Here is a 25,680-nt window from a genome sequence, read left to right as displayed (position 1 = left end):
GTTCGGTAATCCAATCTTAACGTTTGGAGAACTGAGGTGCGCGACGAGCTGCTTTAAGACCGTATTTCTTACGCTCTTTCATACGAGGGTCGCGAGTCAAGAATCCTGCTTTTTTCAAAGCTGGACGAAGCTCAGGGTCAGCCTTGAGCAATGCACGGGAAATGCCGTGACGGATTGCGCCTGCTTGACCGGAGATACCGCCGCCATGAGCCAATACCAACACGTCGTATTTACCGAGTGTTTCTGTAAGGTTCAATGGTTGCTTCACGATAAGCTTCAATGTTTCCAAACCAAAGTATTCATTAAGGTCACGTTTGTTGATCACGATGCGGCCTTCGCCTGGTACAAGGCGAACACGCGCTACGGAATGCTTACGACGACCTGTCCCATAGTATTGTACTTGTGCCATGAAACTGTCCTCCCTTTATTTATTATCCGCGAAGTTCGTAAACTTCAGGTTGTTGTGCTTGATGTGGATGCTCAGCGCCTGCATATGCTTTAACGCGAAGCTTCATTTTGTTACCCATGCGAGTCTTAGGCAACATCCCTTGAACAGCAAGTTCGATCATACGCTCTGGCTTGTTGTTCAACATTTCTTGTGCAGATGTCACTTTCAAACCGCCTGGATAGTGGGAGTGACGATAGTATTTCTTGTCAGTCAATTTCTTACCTGTCAACACGATTTTCTCAGCGTTGATGATAACAACGAAATCACCGCCGTCAACATGTGGCGTGAAAGTTGGTTTGTGTTTGCCGCGAATAAGTGCAGCTGCTTCGCTCGCCAAGCGGCCAAGTGTCTTGCCTTCAGCGTCGATAATGAACCATTTGCGCTCAACGTCAGCTGGCTTCGCCATGTAAGTGGTACGCATGAAATATCCTCCTTAATAACATTCGTTCCTGTCTAGCTTGTGTATATTCATTCAATCGTTGATTTTCATTCATGAACTGCAATCTGCAGTGTGATTTCTTTGGGGGGCTGTGGGAAAGCCTAAAGAAACACAAATGTTATTTTACAATAGATTAGGGCATATTGCAAGAAAATATTTCGATTCACTCGGATACGTTGTTTATGGACTCAAGTCGCTCTTCGCCACCGTATTCCACGCTCCACAGCATCAATCCATGCGGAACCGCCAATGGACCTGCCACTTGTCGATTCTTCGCTTCCAAGATGCGTGGGATGTCATGCGGTGCAAGCTTACCCTGGCCCACCCGTATCAGTGTGCCTGCAATGATGCGAACCATATTGTATAAGAAACCATTGCCTGTCACTACGATATGAATGCGACCGCGGCCTTCTTCCCCCGTTACGCTCGGTTCATATTCGATGTGGGCGTCATAGATCGTACGGACATTACTCACCTTCGTCGACTTCGGAGAAGTAAACGAAGTAAAGTCATGTTCCCCTACTATATGAGTAATGGCTTCTTGCATTGCACGGACATCCAGAGGCTTCGGGTAAAAGAACTCGGTTAACCTCCGGAATACATCCGGCTTCCGCTCTGCAATGATGGAGTAGCGGTATGTCTTCCGCTTCGACGAGTAACGAGAATGGAATGACAATGGCGCCTCCCACGTCTCACGGATGACAATGTCATCCGGCAAACGCGAATTGATCGCAATCGTCCACCGGTCAATCGGAATCGCCGATTCGGTCATGAAGTGAAATACTTGGCCGTAAGCATGCACCCCTGCATCTGTCCGACCCGAAGCATGAATGCTTATGGATTCATTCGTCAGCATCTTGATAGCTTGCTCAATACGACCCTGTATCGTGTCTTCATTCGGCTGTATCTGAAAACCGCTGTAAGCTGTTCCATCGTAACTTACAAGCATTCCTACGTTACGCATGAAGACTCCTTTCATTCACTGCTCTGTGAACAGGCAGTCGCCACTATCTCTATTCGCATAAAGACAGCCGCTGCATTGCGTATTCTCGCATTCATTCACCACATGAAATATATAGCACATAAATTCATAAGTGGAATCATTGCAAGAGTCAAGACAGGAAGCCAACAGAAGTTGGCTCCAATCCTAACACAGTTAAAAAGAAAAGCTCCTCATGGGAGCCTTCTTTTTACGACGCTGTTACACGACGTATTGAACGTATTCTGCAACCGCAATTACACGCGGTCAACCAGTTCCAAATAAACCATAGGCGCGGAGTCGCCACGGCGTGGTCCCAGTTTCATGATACGTGTGTAGCCACCTGGACGCTCTGCGTAACGTGGTGCAAGCTCCGAGAACAGCTTTTGGATTGCATCTTGTTCACCGTTCAACGTTTCGCGACGAACGAATGCTGCCACCTGACGGCGAGCATGCAAGTCACCGCGTTTCGCCAACGTGATCAACTTCTCAGCGATGGAACGAACTTCTTTCGCTTTCGCTTCAGTTGTTTGGATGCGCTCATATAAGAACAAGTCAGTAACCATGTCGCGGAACAAAGCTTTACGCGCGCTAGAGTCACGACCCAACTTTTGGTATGCCATTGCTATTTCCCCTCCTTCTTTGCCAAGTCCCGTTTAGTCTTCCATGCGTAAGCCCAATCCGAGTTCTTCGAGCTTCTCTTGAACTTCTTCCAAAGATTTGCGGCCCAAGTTGCGAACCTTCATCATATCTTCTTCAGTTTTCGTAATCAGCTCTTGAACCGTATTGATGCCGGCACGTTTCAAGCAGTTATAGGAACGAACGGAGAGATCCAGCTCTTCGATAGTCATCTCAAGAACTTTCTCTTTCTTATCTTCCTCTTTTTCAACCATGATTTCCGCGTCTTTCGCTTCGTCAGTCAGTCCAACGAAGAGCATCAGATGCTCTGTAAGGATCTTCGCGCCGAGGCTAACCGCTTCTTCCGGTCGAATGCTTCCGTCACTCCATACTTCAAGCATCAGCTTGTCGTAGTTCGTTACTTGACCAACACGAGTGTTCTCTACTGTGTAGTTTACACGCGAGATTGGTGTGTAGATCGAATCAACTGGAATTACGCCGATAGGCTGATCTTCCCGTTTGTTGCGATCTGCTTGTACGTAACCACGTCCACGATTCGCATAGATGCGCATATGGAGTCTGGAACCTTGTGATAATGTCGCAATGCGGAGATCCGGGTTCAAAATTTCCACATCACTATCCGCTCGAATATCGCCAGCCGTTACTACCCCTTCGCCTTCCGCATCGATTTCGAGAATTTTCTCTTCATCAGAGTGGATTTTCAGCGACAAGGCCTTCAAGTTCAAGATAATCTCAGTTACGTCTTCATAGACTCCTGGAATTGTCGAGAACTCGTGCAAGACACCGTCGATTTGAACGGACGTCACTGCTGCACCGGGCAACGAGGAGAGGAGAATACGGCGCAGGGAGTTACCCAGCGTCGTACCGTATCCACGCTCTAAAGGTTCTACGACAAATTTGCCGTATGTGCCTTCCTCATTGACTTCCACGGTTTCAATCTTCGGCTTTTCGATCTCAATCACTATATAACCCTCCTTAAAACGTCGCTGGCGTTCATTAACGTCAAACACCTACGGTCGGTCGATTCATGCAGTATGCCTAAACAACCATTCTTCCCAACAGGCGCTAGCTTAATACTACACGCATCGGTGTTGCCGTCATTATACGCGACGACGTTTTGGTGGGCGGCAGCCGTTGTGCGGGATTGGCGTTACGTCTTTGATCATGCTAACTTCCAAACCTGCAGCTTGCAGAGAACGGATGGCAGCTTCACGACCTGCGCCTGGGCCTTTAACCATAACTTCTACCGTCTTCATGCCATGTTCCATAGCAGCTTTTGCTGCGGATTCAGCAGCCATTTGAGCTGCGAATGGCGTAGATTTACGGGAGCCTTTATAGCCCAAACCGCCGGAGCTAGCCCAAGAAATTGCGTTGCCGTGTGGATCCGTGATTGTCACGATCGTGTTGTTGAACGTGGAACGGATATGAGCCACACCAGTCTCAATATTTTTACGGTCACGACGTTTAGTACGTACGACTTTTTTTGGTTTTGCCATTGCTACTTATCCCCCCTTATTACTTCTTCTTGTTCGCTACAGTACGACGAGGGCCTTTACGTGTACGAGCATTTGTTTTCGTGCGTTGTCCACGAACAGGCAATCCACGGCGATGACGGATACCACGATAGCATCCGATTTCAACCAAACGCTTCAAGTTCAGAGAAATCTCACGACGAAGGTCACCTTCAACCTTAACCGTTTTGTCAATCAGCTCACGAATTTTGTTTACCTCATCTTCCGTCAAATCGCGAACGCGAGTATCAGGGTTAACGCCAGCCTCAGCAATTACCTTTTTAGAAGTTGTTTTACCAATACCAAAAATGTATGTCAAGGCGATCTCAACGCGTTTATCCCGTGGCAAGTCTACACCAGCTATACGAGCCATTTACGCTACACCCCCTTCTATTATCCTTGTTTTTGTTTGTGTTTCGGATTTTCACAGATTACCATAACGTTGCCTTTGCGACGAATGACTTTGCATTTCTCGCAAATGGGCTTAACAGAAGGTCTTACCTTCATGCTGAATACCTCCCAGTTTCTCAAGTAGCACGTCAAACCGTCTTCCTGACGCGTGAACGGCCTGCAAGTTCATGCAAGCGCGACTCGGAACGATCCGAGCACTACTTCCGATATGTGATGCGACCTTTACTCAAATCGTATGGCGACAGTTGAACGACCACTTTGTCCCCCGTCAGGATACGGATGAAATGCATCCGCAGCTTTCCGGAAACGTGGGCAAGAATTTGGTGACCATTCTCCAGCTCAACACGGAACGTTGCATTCGGCAACGGTTCAATTACAACACCTTCAACTTCAATTACATCTTCCTTGGCCAACGTCATTCTCCTTTCTCATCAGCATGTGCAGCGGCTTGTTGTTCAGCATACTTCGCTATAACATAACGAAGCTTGCTGTTCGTTACCCGTCCGCTTTCGTGTAAACTATGGACAACTTCATGGCTAATTGCAGGTTGCAATTCGAGATGAAGCAAGTTTTTACGCTTTGGTTGATCAAACTTTCGTTTGTCTCCGTCCGCTATCTTGACGTAGCGCGACTCCTCAATATCAATGATAACCGCATATTTGCTTTCATCACGACCCTGAAGAACCTTGACGAATTGGCCGAGACGCGGAGTGGAATATTCATTCATGCCTCTCACCTACTCAACCAGCTTCGTCAAAATTTCGCATCCGTCCGGCGTTACAGCCACCGTATGCTCGAAATGAGCACACCATGAACTGTCCACCGTCACGACCGTCCAGTTGTCAGTGAGCGTTTTGACGTGACGCCCACCGGCAATGACCATCGGCTCAATCGCGAGCGCCATGCCCGGTTTCAAGCGTGGTCCGCGGTCCGGAATGCCGTAGTTCGGAATTTGCGGCTCTTCATGAAGCTCCGCACCGATTCCGTGTCCGACATATTCCCGTACAACGGAAAAACCTGCATCCTCGATCACGCGTTGAATCGCGTGCGATATCGTGTACAACCGTACATCCGGTTTAACCAGCGCTAAGCCAGCATAAAGTGATTGCTCCGTTACGTCAAGCAGCTGCTGAGCTGCCTCCGTTATCTTCCCAACCCCATATGTCCAGGCAGAGTCACCGTGATATCCGCGGTATTCCGCACCGATGTCGATGCTGATGATGTCGCCTTCGTTTAACTTGCGCTTTCCGGGAATGCCGTGAACCAGTTCTTCGTTCACTGACGCGCAAATGCTGCCGGAAAAACCGTTGTAGCCCTTGAAAGAAGGTGTTGCTCCTTGGCTGCGAATAAACGATTCCGCGATCGAATCAAGCTCGAGAGTGGTAATCCCTGGCTCAATCGTTTTCGCTAAAAGACGATGCGTTTCCGCAACAATTCGCCCAGCTTCCCTCATGAAGCCTAACTCCACTTCGGACTTACAAATGATCATGGTTTAACCCCGCAGTAAAGATACGATTTCTGACGTGACCGTATCAATTTCCTTCTCCCCGTCAACCTGACGCAACAAGCCTTTGTCCTCATAGTATGCGAGCAAAGGTGCCGTTTTGTTGATGTACTCATCAAGACGTGTGCCGACTTTCTCTTCGGAATCATCCGAACGTTGGTACAGCTCGCCTTGACACTTATCACAAACGCCCTCTTGTTTAGGCGGGTTGTAGATGACATGGTACGTCGCGCCGCAAGACTTGCAAATGCGTCGTCCTGTAAGACGCGCCAGCAGTAAATCGCGGTCAACGCTCAGGTTGATGACATGATCAAGACTGCGATTCAGTTCTACCAAGATGCTATTCAACGCTTCAGCTTGCGCCAATGTGCGCGGGAAACCATCCAGAAGGAACCCTTTCTCGCAATCAGGTTGTGCAAGGCGCTCTCGCACGATGCCTACCGTCACGTCATCTGGAACGAGCAGACCCTGATCAATGTACTCTTTAGCCTTCAATCCGATAGGAGTGCCTTCTCCAATTGCTTTGCGGAATGCGTCTCCTGTCGAGATATGAGGAACGCCGAATTGTTCTACGATGCGCTCGGCCTGTGTTCCTTTTCCTGCCCCAGGAGGCCCCATGAATAGAATGTTCATCGAATGTCACTCCCTTTATGGTAAGCACAGGCTTAACTTCGTCGGAAGTGGGGTGCTTCGATGCCATTCGTTAAGCCTCTGCTCTACAAGAACAGCACAATAGGTGCCAATGAGCCTAGATGGTCTCACCGGAACCTATTGCCTATTTATTAATGAAACCTTTGTAATGACGTTTGATCAACTGGCTTTCGATTTGCTTCATTGTGTCAAGCGCAACGCCGACAACGATCAGAATCGAAGTACCGCCAATTTGAACAGATTGCGGCAATCCAGCTAGTGCTCCGAAGAACACTGGCAAGATGGATACGCCAGCGAGGAAGATAGCACCTGCAAGTGTGATACGAGACATAACTCGAGTCAAGTACGTTGCTGTTGCTTTCCCCGGACGAATTCCTGGGATATATCCGCCATTCTTTTTCATTTGATCTGCCATTTGTTGTGGATTCAACTGTACGAACGTGTAGAAGAACGTAAACCCGATAATCAGAAGAACGTATAAGAACATGCCCAGCGGCTTGTTCAATCCCATATGTTCAATGATCCAGCGAGCCCACGGCTTATCCGCCCAGAATTGTGCAATTGTAGCCGGGAACATCAAGAGCGAAGATGCAAAGATGACCGGAATAACGCCTGCACCATTTACTTTAAGCGGAATGTGTGTGTTCTGTCCACCATACATTTTGTTACCCACAACACGTTTAGCGTATTGTACCGGGATTTTACGGTTCCCTTGCTGGATGTAGATAACACCGATCACAATCAGCACGATAACCAATACGATAACGATCATTTTGACGATGTTGAGGAACAATTGTCCGCTTGCATCGGCAAATTGACTACGATAAATTTCCCCAATATGAATCGGGATAGCTGCGACGATACCTGCGAAGATCAGAATCGAAATACCGTTGCCGATACCCTTTTCCGTGATTTGTTCACCGATCCACATCAAGAACGCCGTACCAGCAGTCAAGACAATCGCGATTAGGATATAATCCGCATATGTTGCACCTGGAACCAGCTGCGCACCGTACATGCGATTAAACCCAATCGCCGTACCGAAAGCTTGAATCAATCCCAATACTACTGTGCCGTAGCGCGTAATTTGGGAAAGCTTACGTTTGCCGACTTCTCCTTCTTTTGCCCATTGTGTAAATTTCGGAATAACGTCCATCGACAGAAGCTGTACGATGATCGAGGCCGTAATGTACGGCATAATTCCTAGAGCAAAGATAGAGAATTTAAACAGCGCACCACCAGAGAAAGTGTTCAGCATGCTGAACAAGTCCGTGTTTTGGCTTGCTGTAGCAAAGACCGACGTATCGACGCCGGGAACCGGTATAAAGGACCCGACGCGATAAACGATCAGAACCATGAGCGTAAACAAAATCTTACGTCTCAAGTCCTCGACTCGCCATATATTCGATACGGTCTTGAACATTAGATCACCTCGGATTTACCGCCGGCAGCCTCGATCTTCTCTACCGCAGATTGAGAGAACTTGTTAGCTTTGACCGTCAATTTGACGGACAAATCGCCATTGCCCAATACTTTGATTCCGCTCATTGGGTTGTTCACGATGCCTTGTTCCATCAACAATTCCGGAGTTACTTCCGTACCAGCCTCAAAACGGTTCAAATCCGTTACGTTAACTACCGCATACTCTTTACGAGTTGGATTTACAAAGCCGCGTTTTGGCAGACGACGGTAAAGTGGGTTTTGTCCACCTTCGAAGCCCGGACGAACACCACCGCCGGAACGGGAATTTTGACCCTTGTGACCACGGCCAGATGTTTTACCGTTTCCTGTCGCGATACCACGGCCTACACGGTTACGTGTTTGGCGGGAACCAGGTGCCGGAGAAAGTTCATTCAACTTCATCGTTCGTCGCACCTCCTTTAATATTTATGACTCTAATCTTTTGTATTGTATCATGTAATCTATAACTGATTACAGAAGTCGTATGGTTTTACCCTTACGCTTCGATCTCTTTGACTTCAACCAAGTGTTTAACTTGGTTTACCATTCCGCGGATCGCAACGTTGTCGTTATGAACAACCGTCTGATTCAACTTGCGCAAACCCAAAGTATTCACCGTTTGGCGATGAGTTTCCGGGCGACCGATCAGACTGCGAACGAGGGTAATTTGCAATTTCGCCATCTTCGTCCCCTCCTTAACCTAACAGTTCTTCAACGGTTTTACCGCGCAATTTAGCTACTTGTTCAGCTGTCTTCAAACGAGACAAACCTTCCAATGTAGCGTTAACCATGTTCATGGAGTTAGAGGAACCAAGCGATTTCGTCAAGATATCGCCTACACCAGCCAACTCAAGAACGGCACGAACAGGACCGCCTGCGATAACCCCAGTACCTTCGGATGCTGGCTTCAAAAGAACTTTACCAGCGCCGAACTGACCAATTACTTGGTGAGGGATTGTCGTGTTAACAAACGGAACATGAATCAGGTTTTTCTTAGCGTCTTCGATACCTTTGCGGATTGCGTCTGGTACTTCGGATGCTTTACCGATTCCAGCGCCAACCCAGCCCTTGCCATCGCCGACAACCACGAGAGCGCTAAAGCTAAAGCGACGTCCGCCTTTAACAACTTTAGCAACGCGGTTAATTTGAACAACTTTTTCAGAAAGTTCTAACGTGTTTGGATCAACTCGCAAGTCGTTTACCTCCTTCGATTAAAAATTAGAATTCAAGACCAGCTTCGCGTGCTGCGTCAGCCAAAGCTTGAATACGTCCATGGTACAAGTAACCGCCACGATCGAATACGATTGTCTCGTATCCTTGCTCTTTTGCACGTTTTGCGATCAATTCGCCAACTTTGCGAGCGGATTCTACGTTACCACCATTTTTGATATCTTCACGAAGCTCTTTGTCCATAGTCGAAGCGGAAGCGACTGTTACGCCTTTCACGTCATCGATAAGTTGAGCGTAAATATGTTTAGAAGAACGGAATACGTTCAAGCGAGGACGTTCCGTTGTACCTTCGATTTTTTTACGGACACGCAGGTGTCTTTTCAACCGAGCTTTGTTCTTATCGCCTTTGGTAATCATCGGATTGTTTCACTCCCTTCAGTTTAACCATTAAGCTGCTAAGGTAAGTGAGCTAGGCAAGATCTTACTTCTTCTTGCCTGCTTTACCTTCTTTACGAATGATGCGTTCGCCTTCGTACTTGATACCTTTACCTTTGTAAGGTTCTGGCTCACGTACTGCACGAATGTTCGCTGCATAAGCACCAACGCGCTCTTTATCAATGCCTTTAACGATGATTTTCGTTTGAGCAGGCACTTCGAATTCAATACCAGCTTCCGGTGTAATTTCAACCGGATGGGAGTAACCAACGTTCAAGACAAGCTTGTCGCCGGATTTGTTTGCACGGTAACCTACACCGACCAACTCAAGGGTTTTGGAGAAACCATCAGTTACTCCGCTAACCATGTTGTTGATTACGCTGCGTGTTGTACCGTGCAACGAACGATGAAGTTTATTTTCAGAAGGACGTTCTACGGAAATGACGTTCTCTTCTACAGACACTTTCATGTCTTTGTGAAGTTCACGAGTCAAAGTTCCTTTCGGTCCTTTTACTGTAATAACGTGGTTTTCCAAAGTGACAGTTACGCCACCTGGTACCTCAATTGGTTTGCGACCAATACGGGACATGTTGTTGCACCTCCAATCTTATGCGAATGGTTTACCAAACGTAGCAGATTACCTCGCCGCCGGATTTGGACTGGCGAGCTTCTTTGTCAGTCATGACGCCCTTGGACGTCGAGATGATTGCGATACCGAGACCACCGAGTACGCGAGGAACCTCATTAGCCTTCGTGTACACGCGCAGTCCTGGTTTACTGATGCGCTTCAAGCCTGTGATAACACGCTCGTTGTTTGCACCGTACTTCAGGAACACGCGAATGATCCCTTGTTTGTTGTCATCGATATATTCAGCGTCACGGATAAAGCCTTCACGCTTCAAGATTTCTGCGATTTGCTTCTTCATAGTAGAAGCAGGCATTTCCACCGTTTCATGACGCACTGTATTAGCATTGCGAATGCGTGTAAGCATATCTGCAATCGGATCGGACATAACCATTAGTGTAAACCTCCTTCCCGCAACAGGGTTGATTACCAGCTTGCTTTTTTAACGCCAGGAATCTGGCCTTTATATGCCAATTCGCGGAAACAAATCCGGCAAATTTTGAACTTACGTAATACGGAATGCGGACGTCCGCAGCGCTCACAGCGCGTATATGCCCGTACTTCAAACTTCGGTTTGCGTTGTTGCTTGATTTTCATCGAAGTTTTTGCCACGTGAGTTGACACCTCCTAGAGATTTGTGTCGATGGATTCAGAACTGATTGCTCAGTCCGTATCTCAAACGTAACCGACCTTTAAAACGAATTACTTCGTGAAAGGCATGCCGAGTTGCGTCAACAATTCGCGGGATTCTTCGTCCGTCTTCGCTGTTGTAACGATGACGATATCCATACCACGAACCTTGTCAATTTTATCATACTCGATTTCAGGGAAGATAATTTGCTCCTTCAAACCGAGTGTGTAGTTGCCGCGGCCGTCAAACGCTTTATTCGAGATACCGCGGAAATCGCGGACACGAGGAAGCGTGACATTGAACAATTTGTCCAAGAAGTGATACATGCGCTCACCACGCAATGTGACTTTCACACCAATCGGCATTCCCTCACGAAGTTTAAAGCCTGCGATAGACTTCTTCGCGCGAGTGATTACTGGCTTTTGACCAGCGATTAGTTGCAATTCAGCTACTGCAGCATCCAAAACTTTGGAGTTTTGAACAGCCTCACCCATACCAATGTTGATGACGACTTTCTCCACTTTTGGTGCTTGCATTACTGATGTATAGTTGAACTTCTGCACTAGCGCAGGAGTAATTTCGTTTAAATAACGTTCTTTCAAACGAGCTGCCATGTAGAATGGACCTCCTTTCCGAAGCGATTAGTCGATAATTTCGCCGGAGCGTTTAGCTACGCGCACTTTTTTACCGTTTTCCACTTTGTAACCGATGCGCGTTACTTTACCCGACTTTGGATCCACGTGCATAACGTTAGATGCATGAATTGCTGCTTCTTGCTCAACGATACCGCCTTGTGGGTTCTTAGCGTTAGGCTTCTGATGCTTCTTCACCATGTTTACGCCTTCCACAATAACGCGGTTTTCACGAGGGAATGCTGCAATAACACGGCCTTTTTTGCCTTTATCTTTACCCGTGATTACGATGACAGTGTCATCTTTTTTCACGTGCAATTTGTTGTTATGCGACTCGAGAATTTTTTTCAATCGTGGCATGTGTCACACCTCCTGAGTCTTGCCTGGCGGGCAAGCTGATTAGATAACTTCCGGTGCCAGGGAAACGATTTTCATGAAGTCTTTTTCGCGAAGCTCGCGAGCGACAGGTCCGAAAATACGAGTCCCACGTGGGCCCTTATCTTCTTTCACGATAACCGCTGCGTTTTCGTCAAATGCGATGTAAGAACCGTCTTTACGGCGTACAGAACGCTTCGTACGAACGATAACCGCTTTGACTACGTCACCCTTTTTGACAACGCCGCCTGGTGTTGCTTGTTTGACAGAGCATACGATCAAGTCACCGATGTGAGCTGATTTACGGCCAGTACCGCCCAACACGCGAATACACATCAGTTCTTTCGCACCAGAGTTGTCTGCTACATTTAAACGTGAAAATGCTTGAATCATTCGAATGTCCTCCTTTCGGTGAAACTATCCGTTCATTAAACGATAACTGCTTTCTCAACGATTTCAACGAGTCTCCAGCGCTTGTCTTTCGACAACGGACGCGTCTCCATGATTTTTACAGTATCGCCAATTTTGGCTTCGTTATTTTCGTCATGCGCTTTGAACTTCTTCGTGTATTTGATGCGTTTGTGATACAAATCATGCTTTTTGTATGTCTCAACCGCTACTACGATTGTTTTGTCCATTTTATCGCTGACAACTTTACCAATTTGCACTTTACGAGCGTTACGTACTTCACTCATTAGTGTTCTGCCTCCTTCCTGGATACAGGATGTCTATTTTTCCGAAACTGACATCTTGGTGTATTAGCTAGTAATACCAAGTTCTCTTTCACGCAGAATCGTATGTGCACGAGCAATCGCTTTACGCACGTCACGAATGCGAGTTGGGTTGTCAAGCTGTCCGGTAGCCAATTGGAAACGGAGGTTGAAAAGTTCTTCCTTGAATCCGGCAATCTTTTGTTCGATTTCGGCAGTGGTCAAGTTGCGGAATTCACTAGCTTTCATTTGCTTCACCACCCATTTCTTCACGTTTCACAAACTTAGTCTTGATAGGCAGTTTGTGAGCAGCAAGGCGCATAGCTTCGCGAGCTACCTCTTCAGGTACACCGGAAAGTTCGAACATTACTTTACCAGGCTTAACTACAGCAACCCACTTCTCAACGTTACCTTTACCGCTACCCATACGAACCTCAAGCGGCTTAGCCGTTACTGGTTTATCTGGGAAAATTTTAATCCATACTTTACCGCCACGTTTGATGTAACGAGTCATCGCAATACGAGCAGCCTCGATTTGACGATTCGTAATCCATGTAGGCTCCAATGCTTGCAACCCGTATTCACCGAAGTGAACTGTCGTGCCACCTTTAGCTTGACCCTTCATGCGTCCTTTTTGCTGCTTCCGGTGTTTTACACGTTTAGGTACCAACATGATTAGTTGCCTCCTTCCTCAACAGCCTTTTTCTTAGCCGTAGGAAGTACCTCTCCACGATAAATCCATACTTTTACGCCGATACGGCCGTAAGTTGTATGAGCTTCAGCTGTGCCGTAGTCGATGTCGGCGCGAAGCGTATGAAGTGGCACTGTCCCTTCGCTGTAACCTTCTGTACGAGCGATTTCAGCACCGCCCAAACGACCGCTAACTTGTGTCTTAATCCCTTTCGCACCAGAGCGCATGGAACGTTGAATTGATTGTTTCAAAGCGCGGCGGAAAGAAACGCGGCGTTCCAGTTGTTGTGCAATGCTCTCTGCAACGAGAGTTGCGTCCAAATCTGGAGTTTTGATTTCCGAAATATTGATGTGTACTTTTTTGCCGTTAGCAATTTTCGTTACTTCACGACGAAGTGCTTCAACTTCGGAACCGCCCTTACCGATTACCATACCCGGTTTCGCAGTGTGGATTGTAACGTTCACGCGGTTAGCTGCACGTTCAATCTCAATGCGGGATACGGCGGATTCTTTCAATTTATTCTTAAGGAATTCACGAATCTTCACGTCTTCGATGAGCAATGTACCGAAATCTTTTTCGGCATACCACTTGGATTCCCAATCGCGGATAACGCCCACTCGAAGTCCGACTGGATTTACCTTTTGACCCACACGTTGTCCCTCCTTATTTTTCAGATACTACAAGCGTGATGTGGCTTGTTCTTTTGTTAATGCGGCTCGCACGTCCCATAGCGCGTGGACGGAAACGTTTCATCGTTGGTCCTTGGTTTACGAAGACTTCCGAAATAACGAGACTATTAACGTCCATTTGATGGTTGTGTTCTGCATTGGCAATTGCAGAGTTCAACAATTTTTCAACCACTGGCGAAGCTGACTTCGGCGTGTGGCGCAAAATTGCGATTGCTTCGCCCACTTGTTTACCGCGGATCAAGTCAATAACCAGCTTAACCTTGCGTGGGGCGATGCGAATGTTATTCGCATGTGCTTTTGCTTGCATGGAAGTACCTCCCCTCGAATGCTATATCAATAATTAGCGTTTGCCTGTTTTTCTGTCATCGTCATGACCTTTGTACGTACGTGTTGGTGCGAATTCGCCAAGCTTATGCCCAACCATATCTTCCGTTACGTATACTGGTACATGTTTACGTCCGTCATATACCCCGAACGTATGACCGATAAATTGAGGGAAAATTGTAGAACGACGGGACCAAGTCTTGATAACAACTTTCTTACTTGTATCGTTCAATCCTTCAACTTTCTTCATCAGGTGACCATCAACGAATGGTCCTTTTTTCAAACTGCGACCCATATATGAATCCTCCCTTCGACAGAACTGATTCGTTTGTGATTACGCTGCTGCGCAATCAAATGGAAACATATTATTTCGTGCGACGACGAACGATATATTTATCGGAATGTTTACCTTTTTTACGCGTTTTGTAACCAAGTGTCGGTTTGCCCCATGGAGACATAGGAGACTTACGACCGATTGGAGCTTTACCTTCACCACCACCGTGAGGGTGATCAACCGGGTTCATTACCACACCACGAACGACTGGACGTTTGCCCAACCAGCGGTTACGGCCTGCTTTACCGATTTTGATAAGCTCATGGTCACCGTTACCTACGGAACCGATTGTAGCACGGCACACTTTCAACAATTTACGAACTTCGCCAGAAGACAAACGTACTGTTACGTACTTTTCTTCTTTACCAAGCAATTGAGCTTCCGTACCAGCGGCGCGAACCAACTGACCACCCTTGCCTGGTTGCAATTCGATGTTGTGGATAACTGTACCTACTGGAATGTTTTCCATTGGCAATGCGTTACCGATTTTGATGTCTGCGCCGGTACCGGACTCGATAACGTCGCCTACTTTCAATCCTTTAGGAGCGATGATATAACGCTTTTCACCATCAGCATAGTTGATCAACGCAATGTTGGAAGTACGGTTTGGATCGTACTCGATTGTAGCAACGCGGCCTGGAATGCCATCCTTGTTACGTTTGAAATCGATGATACGGTATTTACGTTTGTGTCCACCACCGTGGTGACGAACCGTAATTTTACCTTGGTTGTTGCGGCCAGCAGTTTTGCTCAAAGGCGCCAGCAACGATTTCTCCGGTACATTCGTTGTAATTTCTTCGAACGTGGACACGCTCATATTACGACGAGCCGGGGATGTCGGTTTGTACTTTTTGATAGGCACTTGTTTTCCCTCCTTACTTCAGAAGTCTATATTAAACCGTCTCGAAGAACTCGAGTGGCTTGCTGTCTTTTGCCAAAGTGACGAACGCTTTCTTCCATTCGGAAGTGTAGCCGGAGTGACGGCCATAGCGTTTTGGCTTAGCAGGCATACGAAGCGTGTTCACGTTCGCTACCTTCACTTTGAAGATTTGCTCTACAGCCAATTTGATTTCAGTCTTGTTAGCACGCATATCAACTTCGAATACGTATTTCAAGTCATTCATCATGTCTGCTGTACGCTCAGTAATAACCGGACGCTTAATGATATCGCGAGGGTCTTTCATTATGCGAACACCTCCTCTACCTTCTGAACCGCATCCTTCGTGATGATGAGCTTCTCATGGCGAAGAACATCATATACGTTAACACCATCAGCTGCAACAAGCTTCACAGAAGGAATGTTGCGAGCGGAAAGTGCTACGTTGTCGTTGTACTCAGGAAGCACGACAAGCGCTTTGCGATCCACTTTTAGGTTGTTCAATACTGCCGCGAATTCCTTCGTTTTCGGCGTGTTCAAAGCAAGGCTATCGATTACGATAATTTGCTCTGCCAACACTTTCGAAGACAATGCGGATTTAATCGCCAAACGACGAACTTTCTTAGGAAGCTTGAAAGCATAGCTACGTGGTGTCGGTCCAAATACTGTACCGCCGCCAACCCATTGTGGCGAACGAATGGAACCTTGACGCGCACGACCTGTGCCTTTTTGTTTCCATGGTTTACGACCGCCGCCGCGAACTTCGGAACGGCCTTTAACTTTATGAGTACCTTGACGCATAGATGCAAGCTGCATCACAACTGCATCATGAAGTACGTGTTTGTTTGGTTCAATGCCGAATACGCTGTCGGCTAATTCGATCTCACCAACTTGCGCACCGCTCATGTTGTAAACTGCTACTTTAGGCATAATGTGCTCCTCCTTTCCTCACCAATTACTTTTTAATTGCAGATTTAACGTTAACGAAGCTGTTTTTAGGTCCTGGAATAGAACCTTTAACGAGGATAACATTGCGTTCTGCATCCACTTTAACAACTTCAAGATTTTGAATTGTTACTGTGTCAGTACCCATATGACCTGGAAGGCGTTTGCCTTTCGGTACGCGGTTCGCTTGAATGGAACCCATGGAACCTGGTCCACGATGGTAACGGGAACCGTGAGACATAGGACCCGTGCTTTGTCCCCAACGCTTAATTACGCCGGCAAAGCCTTTACCTTTCGAGATACCTGTAACGTCAACGAATTCTCCCTCAGCGAACAAATCAGCCTTCAATTCTTGGCCAACTTCATATTGAGAAAGATCCACACCACGAAGTTCCTTAACGTAGCGCTTAGGTGTTGCGTTAGCTTTTTTCGCGTGACCGATTTCTGGTTTCGTAGCACGCTTTTCTTTCTTATCAGCGTAGCCGATTTGAATAGCTTCGTAGCCATCGTTCTCAACGTCTTTCTTTTGAAGAACGACGCAAGGGCCAGCTTCGATAACAGTTACCGGCAGTACATTACCTTCAGCGGTAAATACTTGAGTCATGCCGAGCTTTTTACCTAAGATACCTTTCATGTTGACACCTCTTTTCTTTCCTTAGTCCGTTCATAATAAAGTAGAAACGGCTTCGCTATCCACATGTGGATAACCGTTTCAACTGTCTTACAATTTGATTTCGATATCTACACCGGACGGCAAGTCCAAGCGCATCAGCGCGTCCACCGTTTGCGGCGTTGGATTCACGATGTCGATAAGGCGCTTATGAGTGCGCATTTCGAACTGCTCGCGGGAATCCTTATACTTGTGCACCGCACGAAGAATCGTAATGATTTGCTTCTCCGTTGGCAACGGGATTGGACCGGATACTCCAGCACCGGAACGTTTAGCCGTTTCAACGATTTTCTCAGCGGATTGGTCAAGAATTCTGTGATCGTATGCTTTCAAGCGGATACGAATTTTTTGCTTTGCCATTTTAGTCCCTCCTTTTATCGCCCAATTTTGCATCGGACATACTCCGTGAAAATTTTCCTAACACATCGCCATGGCAAAGGGGCCGGGTGTGTCGGTAACCTCTCACTTCATCGCAACGTCGACGAACAACATTCACTATTATATATAAATGTCCCGACTATTGCAAGTTTTTTTCGTAACTCTTTTTGACGATGCTTGCAGACAGCCAGGACACTACATAAATCGATTCTATTAGGCACTTGTTAGAGTCTATCACAGTTTATATATATAATAAAAGTTGAAGGTTCTGGATGTTGTTCCAGCCTCCGTATGCTGCCTGAATTACTTCGCTCTCCATACTGTACCGTCTGAGAAGCGAACAGAAGTAATCTTCGGATTAATTTTAATCGTGTTATCGTGGAAATACATATCCCAGGTAAGCACGCCGCTCTCTCCCGAATCCAGTACAAAGTCTTGGGCAATCCCTTTAAAGGTAGACTCCCCTGATATACTATTGCGAACAACACGATCATAACCATCATAACCTGTAATGGTCGTTTCAAATGCAATAATGCGCTTTTCAGTTAAGTTCCAAACTTCAATACTCACTTCTGGGGTTCCAATGGAATCATATTTTACCAACGTACCGATAACTTTTAATGGCCGGTAGTTATTTTTAATCAGTTCATTTTTTAAATTGCTCTTGAACACTTTCAATTTCTTTGAGTATTCTTTTTTGAGCACTTTATCCTCATTTTGCAGTTGAAACAAAATATCGTCTGCTCGTGTATCGCTTTTATAGTACTCGATATCTTGCTGCACATATGGATTGACGATCTTTTCATAATCTTGCGTTTCTATATAATTAAGTACAGTTCCAACGTATCCTATAATTAGCCTTTTATTATCTGTATCTTTATTCCCTAAAATCTCCGCGCTTTCGCTAACATAAGATAATGTCTCCACTTCGTTCTTGAGAACGCCTTTTTCAAAGTAGTAATGTTTTAATCCTACCTCATTTAGCTTATGGCCGGTTCGGTTGTATACCTTGTCGTCTGTCAGCCATACATTCATCTTATTTTGATAATCAAAGTTCCCAAGCTTCAATTGAATCGTCTTGCTCTTGGCCTCCCAAGTGATCCCGCCGAACATAGCCAAATCACTTAAGCGAATAACTGTTGTATTATCGATCTGATAAGAAGTAAGCTTCCGGTTGCCTACATACACATCTCTCTGTGTGAATTTAACTTGCGTTTGTTTATTTGACTGCAGGTCAGTAACACCTTTTACTTCTTTGCTAACATTCCGCGTAATTCGTATTGGAGTAGAATTGCCGTTGATTGCTACATCGAAGCCATATTGAGTCAAATGCTTTACAGGTACCCAGAATGCATTGCGGAAAGTATATCCCGGTATTGATTTTCCATTAATCGTAGCTTTCATCTGTTCTGCAACTGTTTCACCGAGAACATAACCTTCTGATATAAAATTCGATCTTGCCATTACAGTACAGACCACTGGAGCAAGCAGCATGCTACATGCGATTGCCGCTAATACGATAGGCTTTATCCACTTTTTCATGTTTCTCCCCCTATTCTCTATATACATGTCACGTCCGTTATCTTAACACGCTAGCTTTCCAAAACGTAGAAAAAGACTAGCCGATTCCGCTAGTCTTTTCCATTATGGTTTACTTTCCCACTGTCATGTACATATTATAAATGCTTCGTCGTTCGATTGAGCTGCTCTGCAGATGCCGCAACTTCAGCTGTCGCCTCATGGATATGACTGATCATTTGCAGCAAATCGCTCATCTCTCCTTGGATATGCTCCATATTCGATGTACTGTGCTCAACATGATCAACAATTTGCTGGAACGCGTTTCCGGCAGCATCTGCTTGTCCCCGAACTGTTCCTACACTCGACTTCACAACTTCAATATTATATACAACTGCATTCGTTGCCAAATTCGAATTGCCGACGAGTTCTTCAATATGAGCTACGGTATCCTTTGTATGATCAGCCAGCTTGTTCACTTCTTTGGCTACCACGGCAAAGCCTGCACCATGTTCACCTGCACGCGCTGCTTCAATAGATGCATTAAGCGACAGCAGTTTCGTTTGACCTGCAATTTCCTTTACAGCACTAACAATTGTCCTGATCTGAGCAGACGTGTCCTTCAACTGATCAACATGCCCCTTCATCAGCAAAGCGTTGTGGTCAATGTCCTGAATACGCTCGATATACGTACGCATCATTCGCTCCCCCTCATCTGCCTCTAGTTGAGCATGCCGTACAGTAGAAGCTGTATGTTCAATGATATTTTTTACACTCTTGCCTCGTTCGACCAGTTGTTCAATTGTATGCTTTGTTTCCGTAGTTAACAGTTCAAGTTGATTACTAAGTTGTGCGATACTCCCCTTCAGTTCATTCTTGACCTGTTGATATTGTTCTTCTCGTTCTAATCGGTTTCGTTCTTCATATGCCTCAAGGACAAGCTGTTGTTCCAAGTTCAATATTTTATTCACAGCCAAGATCGCCTTCATTCGATCTTCTGCATTGCGGATCTCCGCTGCAATCAGATCAAGAAGCCGGTTCTGCATATTCTGAAAAGCTGCCATGTACCATTTCGTTTCGAGACCGATATGGCGATGAACGTCTGCAATCCGAATTCGTTTCCCTACAAATTCCTCATTTATCTTTCCATCAAACATTTCTTCGATATGACGCTCGAGCGTTAACTGCAATCGTTCGATTGTACTATGTTTTGTTATGAGTTGCTTTAAATGCTCTATACTCAAAATAACCGAATAAAATGCCTCCGTTAATGATTTCATGTGCGGCAATAAATATGGCTTGAGCTGACGCAGTAAGGTTAAGTCTTCTGTTGTCAATCCGATCACTTCGATCTGTTTATGTATAGGATGAGTTGTGGATAAATGAATCATACCATGCACCATTAATTTATCTTCTTCGGATATTGCTGCAATTCTATCCAAAGCTTGTTGCTTATTCCACTTTCCTGCCCATCCTAATAGCTTTTTGCTCATTTCAGTCGCTCTTCCTTCCTGCGCCTCACTTATCGGCCTAAATCCCTATATCACTAGCTCTACATACCTATATGTAAGCTTATATTGTTACATATTATAGCGCTATAACAGAAATCATGTACAGTGATCTGAAAGGGACTTCTTGAAAGAATATTGAACAAAAACTGAGTTTTTTGTAAAGCAAAAAGCCCCTTATCCGTAAGGATAAGGGGCTCTTATTACCGACTATTGTCGGTACTATCATTATTTAATGATAGTTGCAACCGCACCAGCACCTACTGTACGGCCACCTTCGCGGATCGCGAAGCGTGTACCTTCTTCGATCGCGATTGGAGCGATCAATTGTACAGTAACTGTGATGTTGTCACCAGGCATAACCATTTCAGTACCTTCTGGCAAGTTGATGATACCAGTTACGTCCGTTGTACGGAAGTAGAACTGTGGACGGTAGCCTGTGAAGAATGGCTTATGACGGCCACCTTCTTCTTTAGTCAAAACGTAAACTTGAGCAGTGAACTCAGTATGTGGTTTAACCGAACCTGGCTTAACCAATACTTGACCACGCTCGATGTTGCTGCGGTCTACACCACGAAGCAACGCACCGATGTTGTCACCAGCTTGAGCGGAATCCAAAAGTTTACGGAACATTTCAACGCCTGTTACTACGGACTTACGAGTCTCTTCTTGGATACCAACGATTTCGATCTCGTCGCCGACTTTAACAGTACCACGCTCTACACGGCCAGTAGCAACTGTACCACGACCAGTGATGGAGAATACGTCCTCGACTGGCATCAAGAATGGCTTGTCAGTGTCACGTTCTGGAGTTGGGATGTACTCGTCGATTTGTGTGAACAATTCAACGATTTTGTCAGCCCATTCTCCGTCTGGGTTTTGAAGAGCTTCACGAGCGGAACCGCGGATAACTGGAGTGTCATCGCCAGGGAATTCGTATTCGCTAAGCAAATCGCGAATTTCCATTTCAACCAATTCCAACAACTCTTCGTCTTCAACCATGTCGCATTTGTTCATGAATACGACGATGTAAGGTACGCCTACTTGGCGAGACAACAAGATGTGCTCGCGTGTTTGTGGCATTGGGCCGTCAGCTGCGGATACTACGAGAATCGCGCCATCCATTTGAGCAGCACCAGTGATCATGTTTTTAACATAGTCGGCGTGACCTGGGCAGTCAACGTGTGCATAGTGACGGTTAGCGGACTCATACTCTACGTGGGACGTGGAGATTGTGATACCGCGCTCGCGCTCTTCTGGAGCTTTATCGATTTGATCGAATGCTACAGCTGCACCGTTACCATATTTTTTAGACAGAACTGTTGTGATAGCCGCTGTCAAAGTTGTTTTACCATGGTCAACGTGACCAATTGTACCGATATTAACGTGCGGTTTCGTACGTTCAAACTTAGCCTTTGCCATTTGAACTAGTCCTCCTTCAATAAGTGGAATAGATATATGTTATAAGCAGCCGAGACACATGACAAGTCATGCGCTCAGCCGATAGCAAATGAATCAGAAGCGAAATTATTCGCCTTTGTTCTTCGCGATAATCTCTTCGGAGATATTCTTAGGAACTTCTTCATAGTGAGAGAGTTCCATAGAGAACACACCGCGTCCTTGAGTACCGGAACGCAATGTTGTGGAGTAACCGAACATCTCGGAGAGAGGTACCTTAGCACGGATAATTTGTGCACCTGCACGAGTATCCATACCTTCGATACGACCACGGCGGGAGTTCAACATACCCATAACGTCGCCCATATACTCTTCTGGTACTGTAACTTCTACTTTCATGATTGGCTCAAGCAATACTGGCTTACACTTGTCCTTAGCAGCTTTAAGCGCCATGGAACCAGCGATTTTAAACGCCATTTCATTGGAGTCAACATCATGGTAGGAACCGTCGAAGATAGTAGCCTTGAGGTCAACCAATGGGAAGCCTGCCAAGACACCGTTCTTCATCGATTCTTCAATACCAGCTTGAACCGCAGGAACGTATTCACGAGGGACTACGCCACCAACGATTTTGTTCTCGAACACGAATCCTGATCCTGCTTCGAGAGGTTCGAAGTCGATCCATACGTGACCGTATTGACCACGACCACCGGACTGACGTACGAATTTACCTTCAACTTTAGCTTGTTGACGGAATGTCTCACGGTAAGCAACCTGTGGGCTACCTACGTTCGTCTCAACCTTGAACTCACGACGCATACGGTCGATGATGATATCAAGGTGAAGCTCACCCATACCGGACAAGATCGTTTGACCTGTCTCTTCATCAGTGTAAACACGGAGTGTTGGGTCTTCTTCTGTCAATTTCGACAAAGCAGTACCCATTTTATCTTGGTCTGCTTTTGTCTTCGGCTCAACTGCGATACTGATAACCGGATCTGGGAAGTTCATGGATTCCAAGATGATCGGAGACTTCTCATCGCAGAGTGTGTCGCCTGTACCGGTATCTTTCAAACCAACGGCAGCAGCGATATCGCCAGCATGTACTGTAGCGATTTCTTCACGGCTGTTCGCATGCATTTGAAGGATACGGCCAATACGTTCACGTTTGCCTTTTGTCGCGTTCAAGACGTAAGAACCGGAGTTCAATACACCAGAGTAAACGCGGAAGAACGTCAACTTACCAACATAAGGGTCAGTCATGATCTTGAACGCAAGTGCCGAGAACGGCTCTTCGTCCGAAGAATGACGAACTTCTTCTTCACCATCTTCAAGATGACCTTTAATGTCAGGTACATCAAGTGGGGATGGCAAGTAGTCAACGACAGCGTCAATCATGAGCTGTACGCCTTTGTTACGGTAAGAAGAACCACATACTACTGGGAAGATTTGAACATTACATACCCCTTTACGAAGAGCAGCTTTCAGTTCTGGAACCGAAATCTCTTCTCCTTCGAGGTATTTCATCATCAACTCTTCGTCGAGTTCTGCGATTTTCTCGATCATTTCCATACGAAGTTCAGCGACTTTGTCTTTGAACTCAGCAGGAACTTCTGTTTCATCAACTTCTTTACCCAAGTCATCTTTGAAGATGTAAGCTTTCTCTTCCATCAAATCAATGATACCTGTGAAGTCGTTTTCTGCACCGATAGGCAGCTGAATTGCAACAGCGTTCGCTTGCAAACGATCCTTCATGGACTCAATAACGTTGAGGTAATCAGCGCCGATGATGTCCATTTTGTTAACGTAAGCGATACGAGGTACGCTGTACTTGTCAGCTTGACGCCATACCGTTTCAGATTGCGGTTCTACGCCTTCTTTAGCGGAGAACACGCCTACTGCTCCGTCCAATACGCGAAGGGAACGCTCAACCTCTACCGTAAAGTCAACGTGCCCCGGAGTGTCGATGATATTTACACGATGGCCCTTCCATTGCGCTGTAGTCGCAGCGGAAGTGATCGTAATACCACGCTCTTGTTCTTGTTCCATCCAGTCCATCGTAGCGGCGCCTTCATGCACCTCTCCGATTTTGTGAGTACGGCCTGTGTAGAACAAGATACGTTCCGTAGTTGTTGTTTTACCGGCATCGATGTGAGCCATGATTCCGATGTTACGCGTATTTGCTAAGGAGAACTCTCTTGCCATGGTATGGTCTCCCTTCAAATTGGGTTTGGTTACTCGAATATCGAGACCAAAACAGCTTTATCCTACCAACGGTAGTGAGCAAACGCTTTGTTCGCTTCAGCCATTTTGTGCGTATCTTCGCGTTTTTTAACTGCTGCACCAGTGTTGTTGGAAGCATCGATAATCTCTGCTGCCAAACGCTCTTCCATCGTTTTCTCACCGCGGTTGCGGGAGTAGTTAACCAACCAGCGCAATCCCAAGGATGTGCGGCGCTCAGGTTTAACTTCGATAGGTACTTGATAGTTAGAACCACCTACACGGCGAGCTTTAACTTCAAGGACTGGCATGATGTTTTTCAGTGCTGCTTCAAATACTTCCATAGGATCGTTGCCTGTACGCTCACGAATGATTTCGAAAGAGTTGTACAAGATCGATTGAGCAACACCACGTTTACCGTCGAGCATGATGCGGTTGATCAAGCGAGTAACAAGCTTGCTGTTATACACCGGATCCGGCAACACGTCGCGCTTAGTAACAGGACCTTTGCGTGGCATGTGAATCCCCCTTTCTGAGTAGCATTAACTTCTTATTTCTTAGCTTTAGGACGCTTCGTACCGTATTTGGAACGAGCTTGCATACGATTGTTTACACCTGCAGTATCCAATGCACCGCGAACGATGTGGTAACGAACACCCGGAAGGTCTTTTACACGACCACCACGAACGAGAACAACACTGTGCTCTTGCAAGTTGTGGCCGATACCACCGATGTACGCTGTAACTTCTACACGGTTCGTCAAGCGAACACGAGCATATTTACGAAGCGCGGAGTTCGGTTTCTTCGGAGTCATTGTACCTACACGAGTGCAGACACCGCGTTTTTGTGGCGCGCTCAAATCCGTTTCTTCGCGTTTCAACGCGTTGAAACCTTTTTGCAAAGCTGGGGATTTGGATTTAGTTACTTTATCTTTGCGGCCCTTACGTACCAATTGGTTAATTGTTGGCATGTTGGCACCCCCTTCCCATATTATCGACACCTTCACAAATCATTCATCTAAGTCCACAGATCCAGGTGGTTCATAAATGAACAAATGAAATGTCTTTGCCCCAGAATTTCTTCTGTTACAAAAACAATGGCTTCCTTATTCTTCTTCAACGACAGCTGCGACGGCTGCACCTACTTCAATGCCGCATGCCTTGCCAAGGTCGCGCATCGTGCTGACATATGTCAATTTGATGCCCTTCTTCTCACATAAGCTTACGACTTTCGATGTAACGTGTTCATCAGCGTCTTCGGCAATGTACACCTCGATGGCTTTATCAAGTTCAACCATCTTCAATGTTTGCTTCGTCCCAATACGAATTGTTGCATCCTGTAAACCTTTTTCATTACACATGATGCATGTTCCTCCAAAAGTACAGGTCTTTGTCTTGGGCACACTACGACATAATAGCACTTCGTTTACCCAGTGTCAAGCAATTTCATAACTTCTTTTTTAAAACGATATATTTGTCACAAAAATGGAGGTTGGCGCCATCTAGAC

Annotated in this window: 41 protein-coding genes; all 41 read right to left on the bottom strand. The window is 46.1% G+C overall.

Going from position 1 to position 25,680, the window contains the following annotated elements; genetic code table 11:
- Nucleotides 1–16: 16 nt before the first annotated feature.
- The 41 genes from rpsI to M3661_RS26820 all read right to left on the bottom strand — a co-directional run bounded on the left by rpsI (nt 17) and on the right by M3661_RS26820 (nt 25,533).
- Nucleotides 17–409, bottom strand: coding sequence for a 30S ribosomal protein S9 (gene rpsI / locus M3661_RS27020; RefSeq protein WP_005544499.1), 393 nt, complete (start codon nt 407–409; stop codon nt 17–19).
- Nucleotides 410–431: 22 nt separating this feature from the next.
- Nucleotides 432–869 (bottom strand): 50S ribosomal protein L13, encoded by a 438-nt coding sequence (rplM, locus tag M3661_RS27015; protein WP_005544500.1) that lies wholly within the window; start codon nt 867–869, stop codon nt 432–434.
- Nucleotides 870–1,050: 181 nt separating this feature from the next.
- On the bottom strand, nt 1,051–1,851 hold the full coding sequence (gene truA, locus M3661_RS27010) for a tRNA pseudouridine(38-40) synthase TruA (RefSeq protein WP_065291713.1): 801 nt from the start codon (nt 1,849–1,851) through the stop codon (nt 1,051–1,053).
- 272 nt (nt 1,852–2,123) lie between these two features.
- Nucleotides 2,124–2,489, bottom strand: a complete 366-nt coding sequence (gene rplQ / locus M3661_RS27005; RefSeq protein WP_021252438.1) for a 50S ribosomal protein L17 — start codon at nt 2,487–2,489, stop codon at nt 2,124–2,126.
- Between the two features lie 33 nt (nt 2,490–2,522).
- On the bottom strand, nt 2,523–3,467 hold the full coding sequence (locus M3661_RS27000) for a DNA-directed RNA polymerase subunit alpha (protein ID WP_021252439.1): 945 nt from the start codon (nt 3,465–3,467) through the stop codon (nt 2,523–2,525).
- Between the two features lie 138 nt (nt 3,468–3,605).
- On the bottom strand, nt 3,606–4,001 hold the full coding sequence (rpsK, locus tag M3661_RS26995) for a 30S ribosomal protein S11 (RefSeq protein WP_021252440.1): 396 nt from the start codon (nt 3,999–4,001) through the stop codon (nt 3,606–3,608).
- Between the two features lie 19 nt (nt 4,002–4,020).
- Complete coding sequence (gene rpsM, locus M3661_RS26990; RefSeq protein WP_005544507.1) at nt 4,021–4,389, bottom strand: 30S ribosomal protein S13; 369 nt, start codon at nt 4,387–4,389, stop codon at nt 4,021–4,023.
- 20 nt (nt 4,390–4,409) lie between these two features.
- On the bottom strand, nt 4,410–4,523 hold the full coding sequence (gene rpmJ / locus M3661_RS26985; RefSeq protein ID WP_003333770.1) for a 50S ribosomal protein L36: 114 nt from the start codon (nt 4,521–4,523) through the stop codon (nt 4,410–4,412).
- 101 nt (nt 4,524–4,624) lie between these two features.
- Complete coding sequence (gene infA / locus M3661_RS26980) at nt 4,625–4,840, bottom strand: translation initiation factor IF-1 (protein ID WP_005544522.1); 216 nt, start codon at nt 4,838–4,840, stop codon at nt 4,625–4,627.
- A gap of 2 nt (nt 4,841–4,842) precedes the next feature.
- Complete coding sequence (locus M3661_RS26975) at nt 4,843–5,154, bottom strand: KOW domain-containing RNA-binding protein (protein ID WP_021252441.1); 312 nt, start codon at nt 5,152–5,154, stop codon at nt 4,843–4,845.
- A gap of 9 nt (nt 5,155–5,163) precedes the next feature.
- Nucleotides 5,164–5,916: a type I methionyl aminopeptidase gene (gene map, locus M3661_RS26970; RefSeq protein WP_021252442.1), complete on the bottom strand. Its 753-nt coding sequence runs from the start codon at nt 5,914–5,916 to the stop codon at nt 5,164–5,166.
- A 3-nt stretch (nt 5,917–5,919) separates the two neighbouring features.
- Nucleotides 5,920–6,564, bottom strand: a complete 645-nt coding sequence (locus tag M3661_RS26965) for an adenylate kinase (protein WP_021252443.1) — start codon at nt 6,562–6,564, stop codon at nt 5,920–5,922.
- Nucleotides 6,565–6,706: 142 nt separating this feature from the next.
- Nucleotides 6,707–8,005, bottom strand: coding sequence for a preprotein translocase subunit SecY (gene secY, locus M3661_RS26960; RefSeq protein ID WP_065291715.1), 1,299 nt, complete (start codon nt 8,003–8,005; stop codon nt 6,707–6,709).
- Nucleotides 8,005–8,445 carry a 50S ribosomal protein L15 gene (rplO, locus tag M3661_RS26955; protein ID WP_021252445.1) on the bottom strand — a complete coding sequence of 147 codons (441 nt, stop codon included), beginning with the start codon at nt 8,443–8,445 and terminating at the stop codon, nt 8,005–8,007. The genes secY and rplO overlap by 1 nt, the downstream gene beginning before the upstream one ends.
- Before the next feature lie 94 nt (nt 8,446–8,539).
- Nucleotides 8,540–8,725 (bottom strand): 50S ribosomal protein L30, encoded by a 186-nt coding sequence (gene rpmD, locus M3661_RS26950; protein ID WP_005544529.1) that lies wholly within the window; start codon nt 8,723–8,725, stop codon nt 8,540–8,542.
- A 13-nt stretch (nt 8,726–8,738) separates the two neighbouring features.
- Entirely contained in the window at nt 8,739–9,236 is a 498-nt protein-coding gene (gene rpsE / locus M3661_RS26945) for a 30S ribosomal protein S5 (RefSeq protein WP_021252446.1), read from the bottom strand.
- Nucleotides 9,237–9,261: 25 nt separating this feature from the next.
- Entirely contained in the window at nt 9,262–9,630 is a 369-nt protein-coding gene (gene rplR / locus M3661_RS26940) for a 50S ribosomal protein L18 (protein WP_021252447.1), read from the bottom strand.
- Between the two features lie 64 nt (nt 9,631–9,694).
- The gene (rplF, locus tag M3661_RS26935; RefSeq protein WP_021252448.1) at nt 9,695–10,237 is read right to left on the bottom strand and encodes a 50S ribosomal protein L6; all 543 of its coding nucleotides are present in this window, start codon (nt 10,235–10,237) and stop codon (nt 9,695–9,697) included.
- A 31-nt stretch (nt 10,238–10,268) separates the two neighbouring features.
- The gene (gene rpsH, locus M3661_RS26930) at nt 10,269–10,667 is read right to left on the bottom strand and encodes a 30S ribosomal protein S8 (protein WP_005544534.1); all 399 of its coding nucleotides are present in this window, start codon (nt 10,665–10,667) and stop codon (nt 10,269–10,271) included.
- 32 nt (nt 10,668–10,699) lie between these two features.
- Nucleotides 10,700–10,885, bottom strand: coding sequence for a type Z 30S ribosomal protein S14 (locus tag M3661_RS26925; protein WP_005544535.1), 186 nt, complete (start codon nt 10,883–10,885; stop codon nt 10,700–10,702).
- A 90-nt stretch (nt 10,886–10,975) separates the two neighbouring features.
- Complete coding sequence (rplE, locus tag M3661_RS26920; protein ID WP_021252449.1) at nt 10,976–11,518, bottom strand: 50S ribosomal protein L5; 543 nt, start codon at nt 11,516–11,518, stop codon at nt 10,976–10,978.
- 27 nt (nt 11,519–11,545) lie between these two features.
- On the bottom strand, nt 11,546–11,896 hold the full coding sequence (gene rplX, locus M3661_RS26915; protein ID WP_005544537.1) for a 50S ribosomal protein L24: 351 nt from the start codon (nt 11,894–11,896) through the stop codon (nt 11,546–11,548).
- A 39-nt stretch (nt 11,897–11,935) separates the two neighbouring features.
- A complete protein-coding gene (gene rplN / locus M3661_RS26910; RefSeq protein WP_021252451.1) occupies nt 11,936–12,304 on the bottom strand; it encodes a 50S ribosomal protein L14 in 369 nt (122 codons plus the stop codon).
- Nucleotides 12,305–12,339: 35 nt separating this feature from the next.
- Entirely contained in the window at nt 12,340–12,606 is a 267-nt protein-coding gene (rpsQ, locus tag M3661_RS26905) for a 30S ribosomal protein S17 (RefSeq protein WP_005544539.1), read from the bottom strand.
- Between the two features lie 63 nt (nt 12,607–12,669).
- Nucleotides 12,670–12,870, bottom strand: a complete 201-nt coding sequence (rpmC, locus tag M3661_RS26900; protein WP_005544540.1) for a 50S ribosomal protein L29 — start codon at nt 12,868–12,870, stop codon at nt 12,670–12,672.
- Complete coding sequence (rplP, locus tag M3661_RS26895; protein ID WP_021252452.1) at nt 12,860–13,294, bottom strand: 50S ribosomal protein L16; 435 nt, start codon at nt 13,292–13,294, stop codon at nt 12,860–12,862. Before rplP ends, rpmC begins: the two co-directional genes overlap by 11 nt.
- A 2-nt stretch (nt 13,295–13,296) precedes the next feature.
- Nucleotides 13,297–13,962, bottom strand: a complete 666-nt coding sequence (gene rpsC / locus M3661_RS26890; RefSeq protein WP_021259841.1) for a 30S ribosomal protein S3 — start codon at nt 13,960–13,962, stop codon at nt 13,297–13,299.
- A gap of 13 nt (nt 13,963–13,975) precedes the next feature.
- Entirely contained in the window at nt 13,976–14,308 is a 333-nt protein-coding gene (gene rplV, locus M3661_RS26885) for a 50S ribosomal protein L22 (protein ID WP_021252454.1), read from the bottom strand.
- A 33-nt stretch (nt 14,309–14,341) separates the two neighbouring features.
- The gene (rpsS, locus tag M3661_RS26880; RefSeq protein ID WP_021252455.1) at nt 14,342–14,620 is read right to left on the bottom strand and encodes a 30S ribosomal protein S19; all 279 of its coding nucleotides are present in this window, start codon (nt 14,618–14,620) and stop codon (nt 14,342–14,344) included.
- Between the two features lie 70 nt (nt 14,621–14,690).
- Nucleotides 14,691–15,521 carry a 50S ribosomal protein L2 gene (gene rplB / locus M3661_RS26875; protein ID WP_021252456.1) on the bottom strand — a complete coding sequence of 277 codons (831 nt, stop codon included), beginning with the start codon at nt 15,519–15,521 and terminating at the stop codon, nt 14,691–14,693.
- A 31-nt stretch (nt 15,522–15,552) separates the two neighbouring features.
- Nucleotides 15,553–15,843, bottom strand: a complete 291-nt coding sequence (gene rplW / locus M3661_RS26870; protein WP_005544549.1) for a 50S ribosomal protein L23 — start codon at nt 15,841–15,843, stop codon at nt 15,553–15,555.
- On the bottom strand, nt 15,843–16,466 hold the full coding sequence (gene rplD / locus M3661_RS26865; protein ID WP_251490023.1) for a 50S ribosomal protein L4: 624 nt from the start codon (nt 16,464–16,466) through the stop codon (nt 15,843–15,845). Before rplD ends, rplW begins: the two co-directional genes overlap by 1 nt.
- Before the next feature lie 25 nt (nt 16,467–16,491).
- A complete protein-coding gene (rplC, locus tag M3661_RS26860) occupies nt 16,492–17,115 on the bottom strand; it encodes a 50S ribosomal protein L3 (RefSeq protein WP_021252458.1) in 624 nt (207 codons plus the stop codon).
- Nucleotides 17,116–17,202: 87 nt separating this feature from the next.
- A complete protein-coding gene (gene rpsJ / locus M3661_RS26855; RefSeq protein WP_005544556.1) occupies nt 17,203–17,511 on the bottom strand; it encodes a 30S ribosomal protein S10 in 309 nt (102 codons plus the stop codon).
- 321 nt (nt 17,512–17,832) lie between these two features.
- Nucleotides 17,833–19,071: a hypothetical protein gene (locus M3661_RS26850; RefSeq protein ID WP_251490021.1), complete on the bottom strand. Its 1,239-nt coding sequence runs from the start codon at nt 19,069–19,071 to the stop codon at nt 17,833–17,835.
- Nucleotides 19,072–19,205: 134 nt separating this feature from the next.
- Nucleotides 19,206–20,540, bottom strand: a complete 1,335-nt coding sequence (locus M3661_RS26845) for a globin-coupled sensor protein (RefSeq protein WP_251490019.1) — start codon at nt 20,538–20,540, stop codon at nt 19,206–19,208.
- Between the two features lie 243 nt (nt 20,541–20,783).
- Nucleotides 20,784–21,977, bottom strand: a complete 1,194-nt coding sequence (gene tuf, locus M3661_RS26840) for an elongation factor Tu (protein ID WP_021252461.1) — start codon at nt 21,975–21,977, stop codon at nt 20,784–20,786.
- A gap of 105 nt (nt 21,978–22,082) precedes the next feature.
- Nucleotides 22,083–24,158, bottom strand: a complete 2,076-nt coding sequence (fusA, locus tag M3661_RS26835; protein ID WP_021252462.1) for an elongation factor G — start codon at nt 24,156–24,158, stop codon at nt 22,083–22,085.
- Nucleotides 24,159–24,220: 62 nt separating this feature from the next.
- Complete coding sequence (rpsG, locus tag M3661_RS26830; protein ID WP_021252463.1) at nt 24,221–24,691, bottom strand: 30S ribosomal protein S7; 471 nt, start codon at nt 24,689–24,691, stop codon at nt 24,221–24,223.
- A gap of 32 nt (nt 24,692–24,723) precedes the next feature.
- Complete coding sequence (rpsL, locus tag M3661_RS26825; RefSeq protein ID WP_005544563.1) at nt 24,724–25,143, bottom strand: 30S ribosomal protein S12; 420 nt, start codon at nt 25,141–25,143, stop codon at nt 24,724–24,726.
- Nucleotides 25,144–25,278: 135 nt separating this feature from the next.
- Entirely contained in the window at nt 25,279–25,533 is a 255-nt protein-coding gene (locus tag M3661_RS26820) for a ribosomal L7Ae/L30e/S12e/Gadd45 family protein (RefSeq protein WP_021252464.1), read from the bottom strand.
- Nucleotides 25,534–25,680: the final 147 nt, after the last annotated feature.

This window comes from Paenibacillus sp. MER 180 (assembly GCF_023713665.1).
GTDB lineage: Bacteria > Bacillota > Bacilli > Paenibacillales > Paenibacillaceae > Paenibacillus_B > Paenibacillus_B suaedae.
The sequence above is the reverse complement of the archived record's forward strand: the minus strand, read 5'-3'. Positions and strand labels throughout refer to the sequence as shown.

Excerpts from the sequence above, each read along its gene's own strand:
- rplO (WP_021252445.1), bottom strand. The coding sequence starts at position 8,445 with ATGAAGTTGAATGAACTTTCTCCGGCACCTGGTTCCCGCCAAACACGT.
- rpsG (WP_021252463.1), bottom strand. The coding sequence starts at position 24,691 with ATGCCACGCAAAGGTCCTGTTACTAAGCGCGACGTGTTGCCGGATCCG.
- M3661_RS26850 (WP_251490021.1), bottom strand. The coding sequence starts at position 19,071 with ATGAAAAAGTGGATAAAGCCTATCGTATTAGCGGCAATCGCATGTAGC.
- rplX (WP_005544537.1), bottom strand. The coding sequence starts at position 11,896 with ATGCCACGATTGAAAAAAATTCTCGAGTCGCATAACAACAAATTGCAC.
- tuf (WP_021252461.1), bottom strand. The coding sequence starts at position 21,977 with ATGGCAAAGGCTAAGTTTGAACGTACGAAACCGCACGTTAATATCGGT.
- rplE (WP_021252449.1), bottom strand. The coding sequence starts at position 11,518 with ATGGCAGCTCGTTTGAAAGAACGTTATTTAAACGAAATTACTCCTGCG.
- rpsI (WP_005544499.1), bottom strand. The coding sequence starts at position 409 with ATGGCACAAGTACAATACTATGGGACAGGTCGTCGTAAGCATTCCGTA.
- M3661_RS26975 (WP_021252441.1), bottom strand. The coding sequence starts at position 5,154 with ATGAATGAATATTCCACTCCGCGTCTCGGCCAATTCGTCAAGGTTCTT.
- rplQ (WP_021252438.1), bottom strand. The coding sequence starts at position 2,489 with ATGGCATACCAAAAGTTGGGTCGTGACTCTAGCGCGCGTAAAGCTTTG.
- truA (WP_065291713.1), bottom strand. The coding sequence starts at position 1,851 with ATGCGTAACGTAGGAATGCTTGTAAGTTACGATGGAACAGCTTACAGC.
- rplW (WP_005544549.1), bottom strand. The coding sequence starts at position 15,843 with ATGAAAGACCCTCGCGATATCATTAAGCGTCCGGTTATTACTGAGCGT.
- rpmJ (WP_003333770.1), bottom strand. The coding sequence starts at position 4,523 with ATGAAGGTAAGACCTTCTGTTAAGCCCATTTGCGAGAAATGCAAAGTC.
- rplN (WP_021252451.1), bottom strand. The coding sequence starts at position 12,304 with ATGATTCAAGCATTTTCACGTTTAAATGTAGCAGACAACTCTGGTGCG.
- M3661_RS26845 (WP_251490019.1), bottom strand. The coding sequence starts at position 20,540 with ATGAGCAAAAAGCTATTAGGATGGGCAGGAAAGTGGAATAAGCAACAA.
- rpsJ (WP_005544556.1), bottom strand. The coding sequence starts at position 17,511 with ATGGCAAAGCAAAAAATTCGTATCCGCTTGAAAGCATACGATCACAGA.
- rpsQ (WP_005544539.1), bottom strand. The coding sequence starts at position 12,606 with ATGAGTGAAGTACGTAACGCTCGTAAAGTGCAAATTGGTAAAGTTGTC.
- rplV (WP_021252454.1), bottom strand. The coding sequence starts at position 14,308 with ATGCAAGCAAAAGCACATGCGAATAACATTCGCATCGCCCCACGCAAG.
- rpsL (WP_005544563.1), bottom strand. The coding sequence starts at position 25,143 with ATGCCAACAATTAACCAATTGGTACGTAAGGGCCGCAAAGATAAAGTA.
- rplD (WP_251490023.1), bottom strand. The coding sequence starts at position 16,466 with ATGCCTAAAGTAGCAGTTTACAACATGAGCGGTGCGCAAGTTGGTGAG.
- rpmD (WP_005544529.1), bottom strand. The coding sequence starts at position 8,725 with ATGGCGAAATTGCAAATTACCCTCGTTCGCAGTCTGATCGGTCGCCCG.
- rplF (WP_021252448.1), bottom strand. The coding sequence starts at position 10,237 with ATGTCCCGTATTGGTCGCAAACCAATTGAGGTACCAGGTGGCGTAACT.
- fusA (WP_021252462.1), bottom strand. The coding sequence starts at position 24,158 with ATGGCAAGAGAGTTCTCCTTAGCAAATACGCGTAACATCGGAATCATG.
- rpmC (WP_005544540.1), bottom strand. The coding sequence starts at position 12,870 with ATGAAAGCTAGTGAATTCCGCAACTTGACCACTGCCGAAATCGAACAA.
- rplP (WP_021252452.1), bottom strand. The coding sequence starts at position 13,294 with ATGTTGGTACCTAAACGTGTAAAACACCGGAAGCAGCAAAAAGGACGC.
- rplR (WP_021252447.1), bottom strand. The coding sequence starts at position 9,630 with ATGATTACCAAAGGCGATAAGAACAAAGCTCGGTTGAAAAGACACCTG.
- rplM (WP_005544500.1), bottom strand. The coding sequence starts at position 869 with ATGCGTACCACTTACATGGCGAAGCCAGCTGACGTTGAGCGCAAATGG.
- M3661_RS26820 (WP_021252464.1), bottom strand. The coding sequence starts at position 25,533 with ATGTGTAATGAAAAAGGTTTACAGGATGCAACAATTCGTATTGGGACG.
- M3661_RS26965 (WP_021252443.1), bottom strand. The coding sequence starts at position 6,564 with ATGAACATTCTATTCATGGGGCCTCCTGGGGCAGGAAAAGGAACACAG.
- rpsS (WP_021252455.1), bottom strand. The coding sequence starts at position 14,620 with ATGGGTCGCAGTTTGAAAAAAGGACCATTCGTTGATGGTCACCTGATG.
- secY (WP_065291715.1), bottom strand. The coding sequence starts at position 8,005 with ATGTTCAAGACCGTATCGAATATATGGCGAGTCGAGGACTTGAGACGT.
- map (WP_021252442.1), bottom strand. The coding sequence starts at position 5,916 with ATGATCATTTGTAAGTCCGAAGTGGAGTTAGGCTTCATGAGGGAAGCT.
- rplC (WP_021252458.1), bottom strand. The coding sequence starts at position 17,115 with ATGAAAGGTATCTTAGGTAAAAAGCTCGGCATGACTCAAGTATTTACC.
- rpsM (WP_005544507.1), bottom strand. The coding sequence starts at position 4,389 with ATGGCTCGTATAGCTGGTGTAGACTTGCCACGGGATAAACGCGTTGAG.
- rpsK (WP_021252440.1), bottom strand. The coding sequence starts at position 4,001 with ATGGCAAAACCAAAAAAAGTCGTACGTACTAAACGTCGTGACCGTAAA.
- rpsH (WP_005544534.1), bottom strand. The coding sequence starts at position 10,667 with ATGGTTATGTCCGATCCGATTGCAGATATGCTTACACGCATTCGCAAT.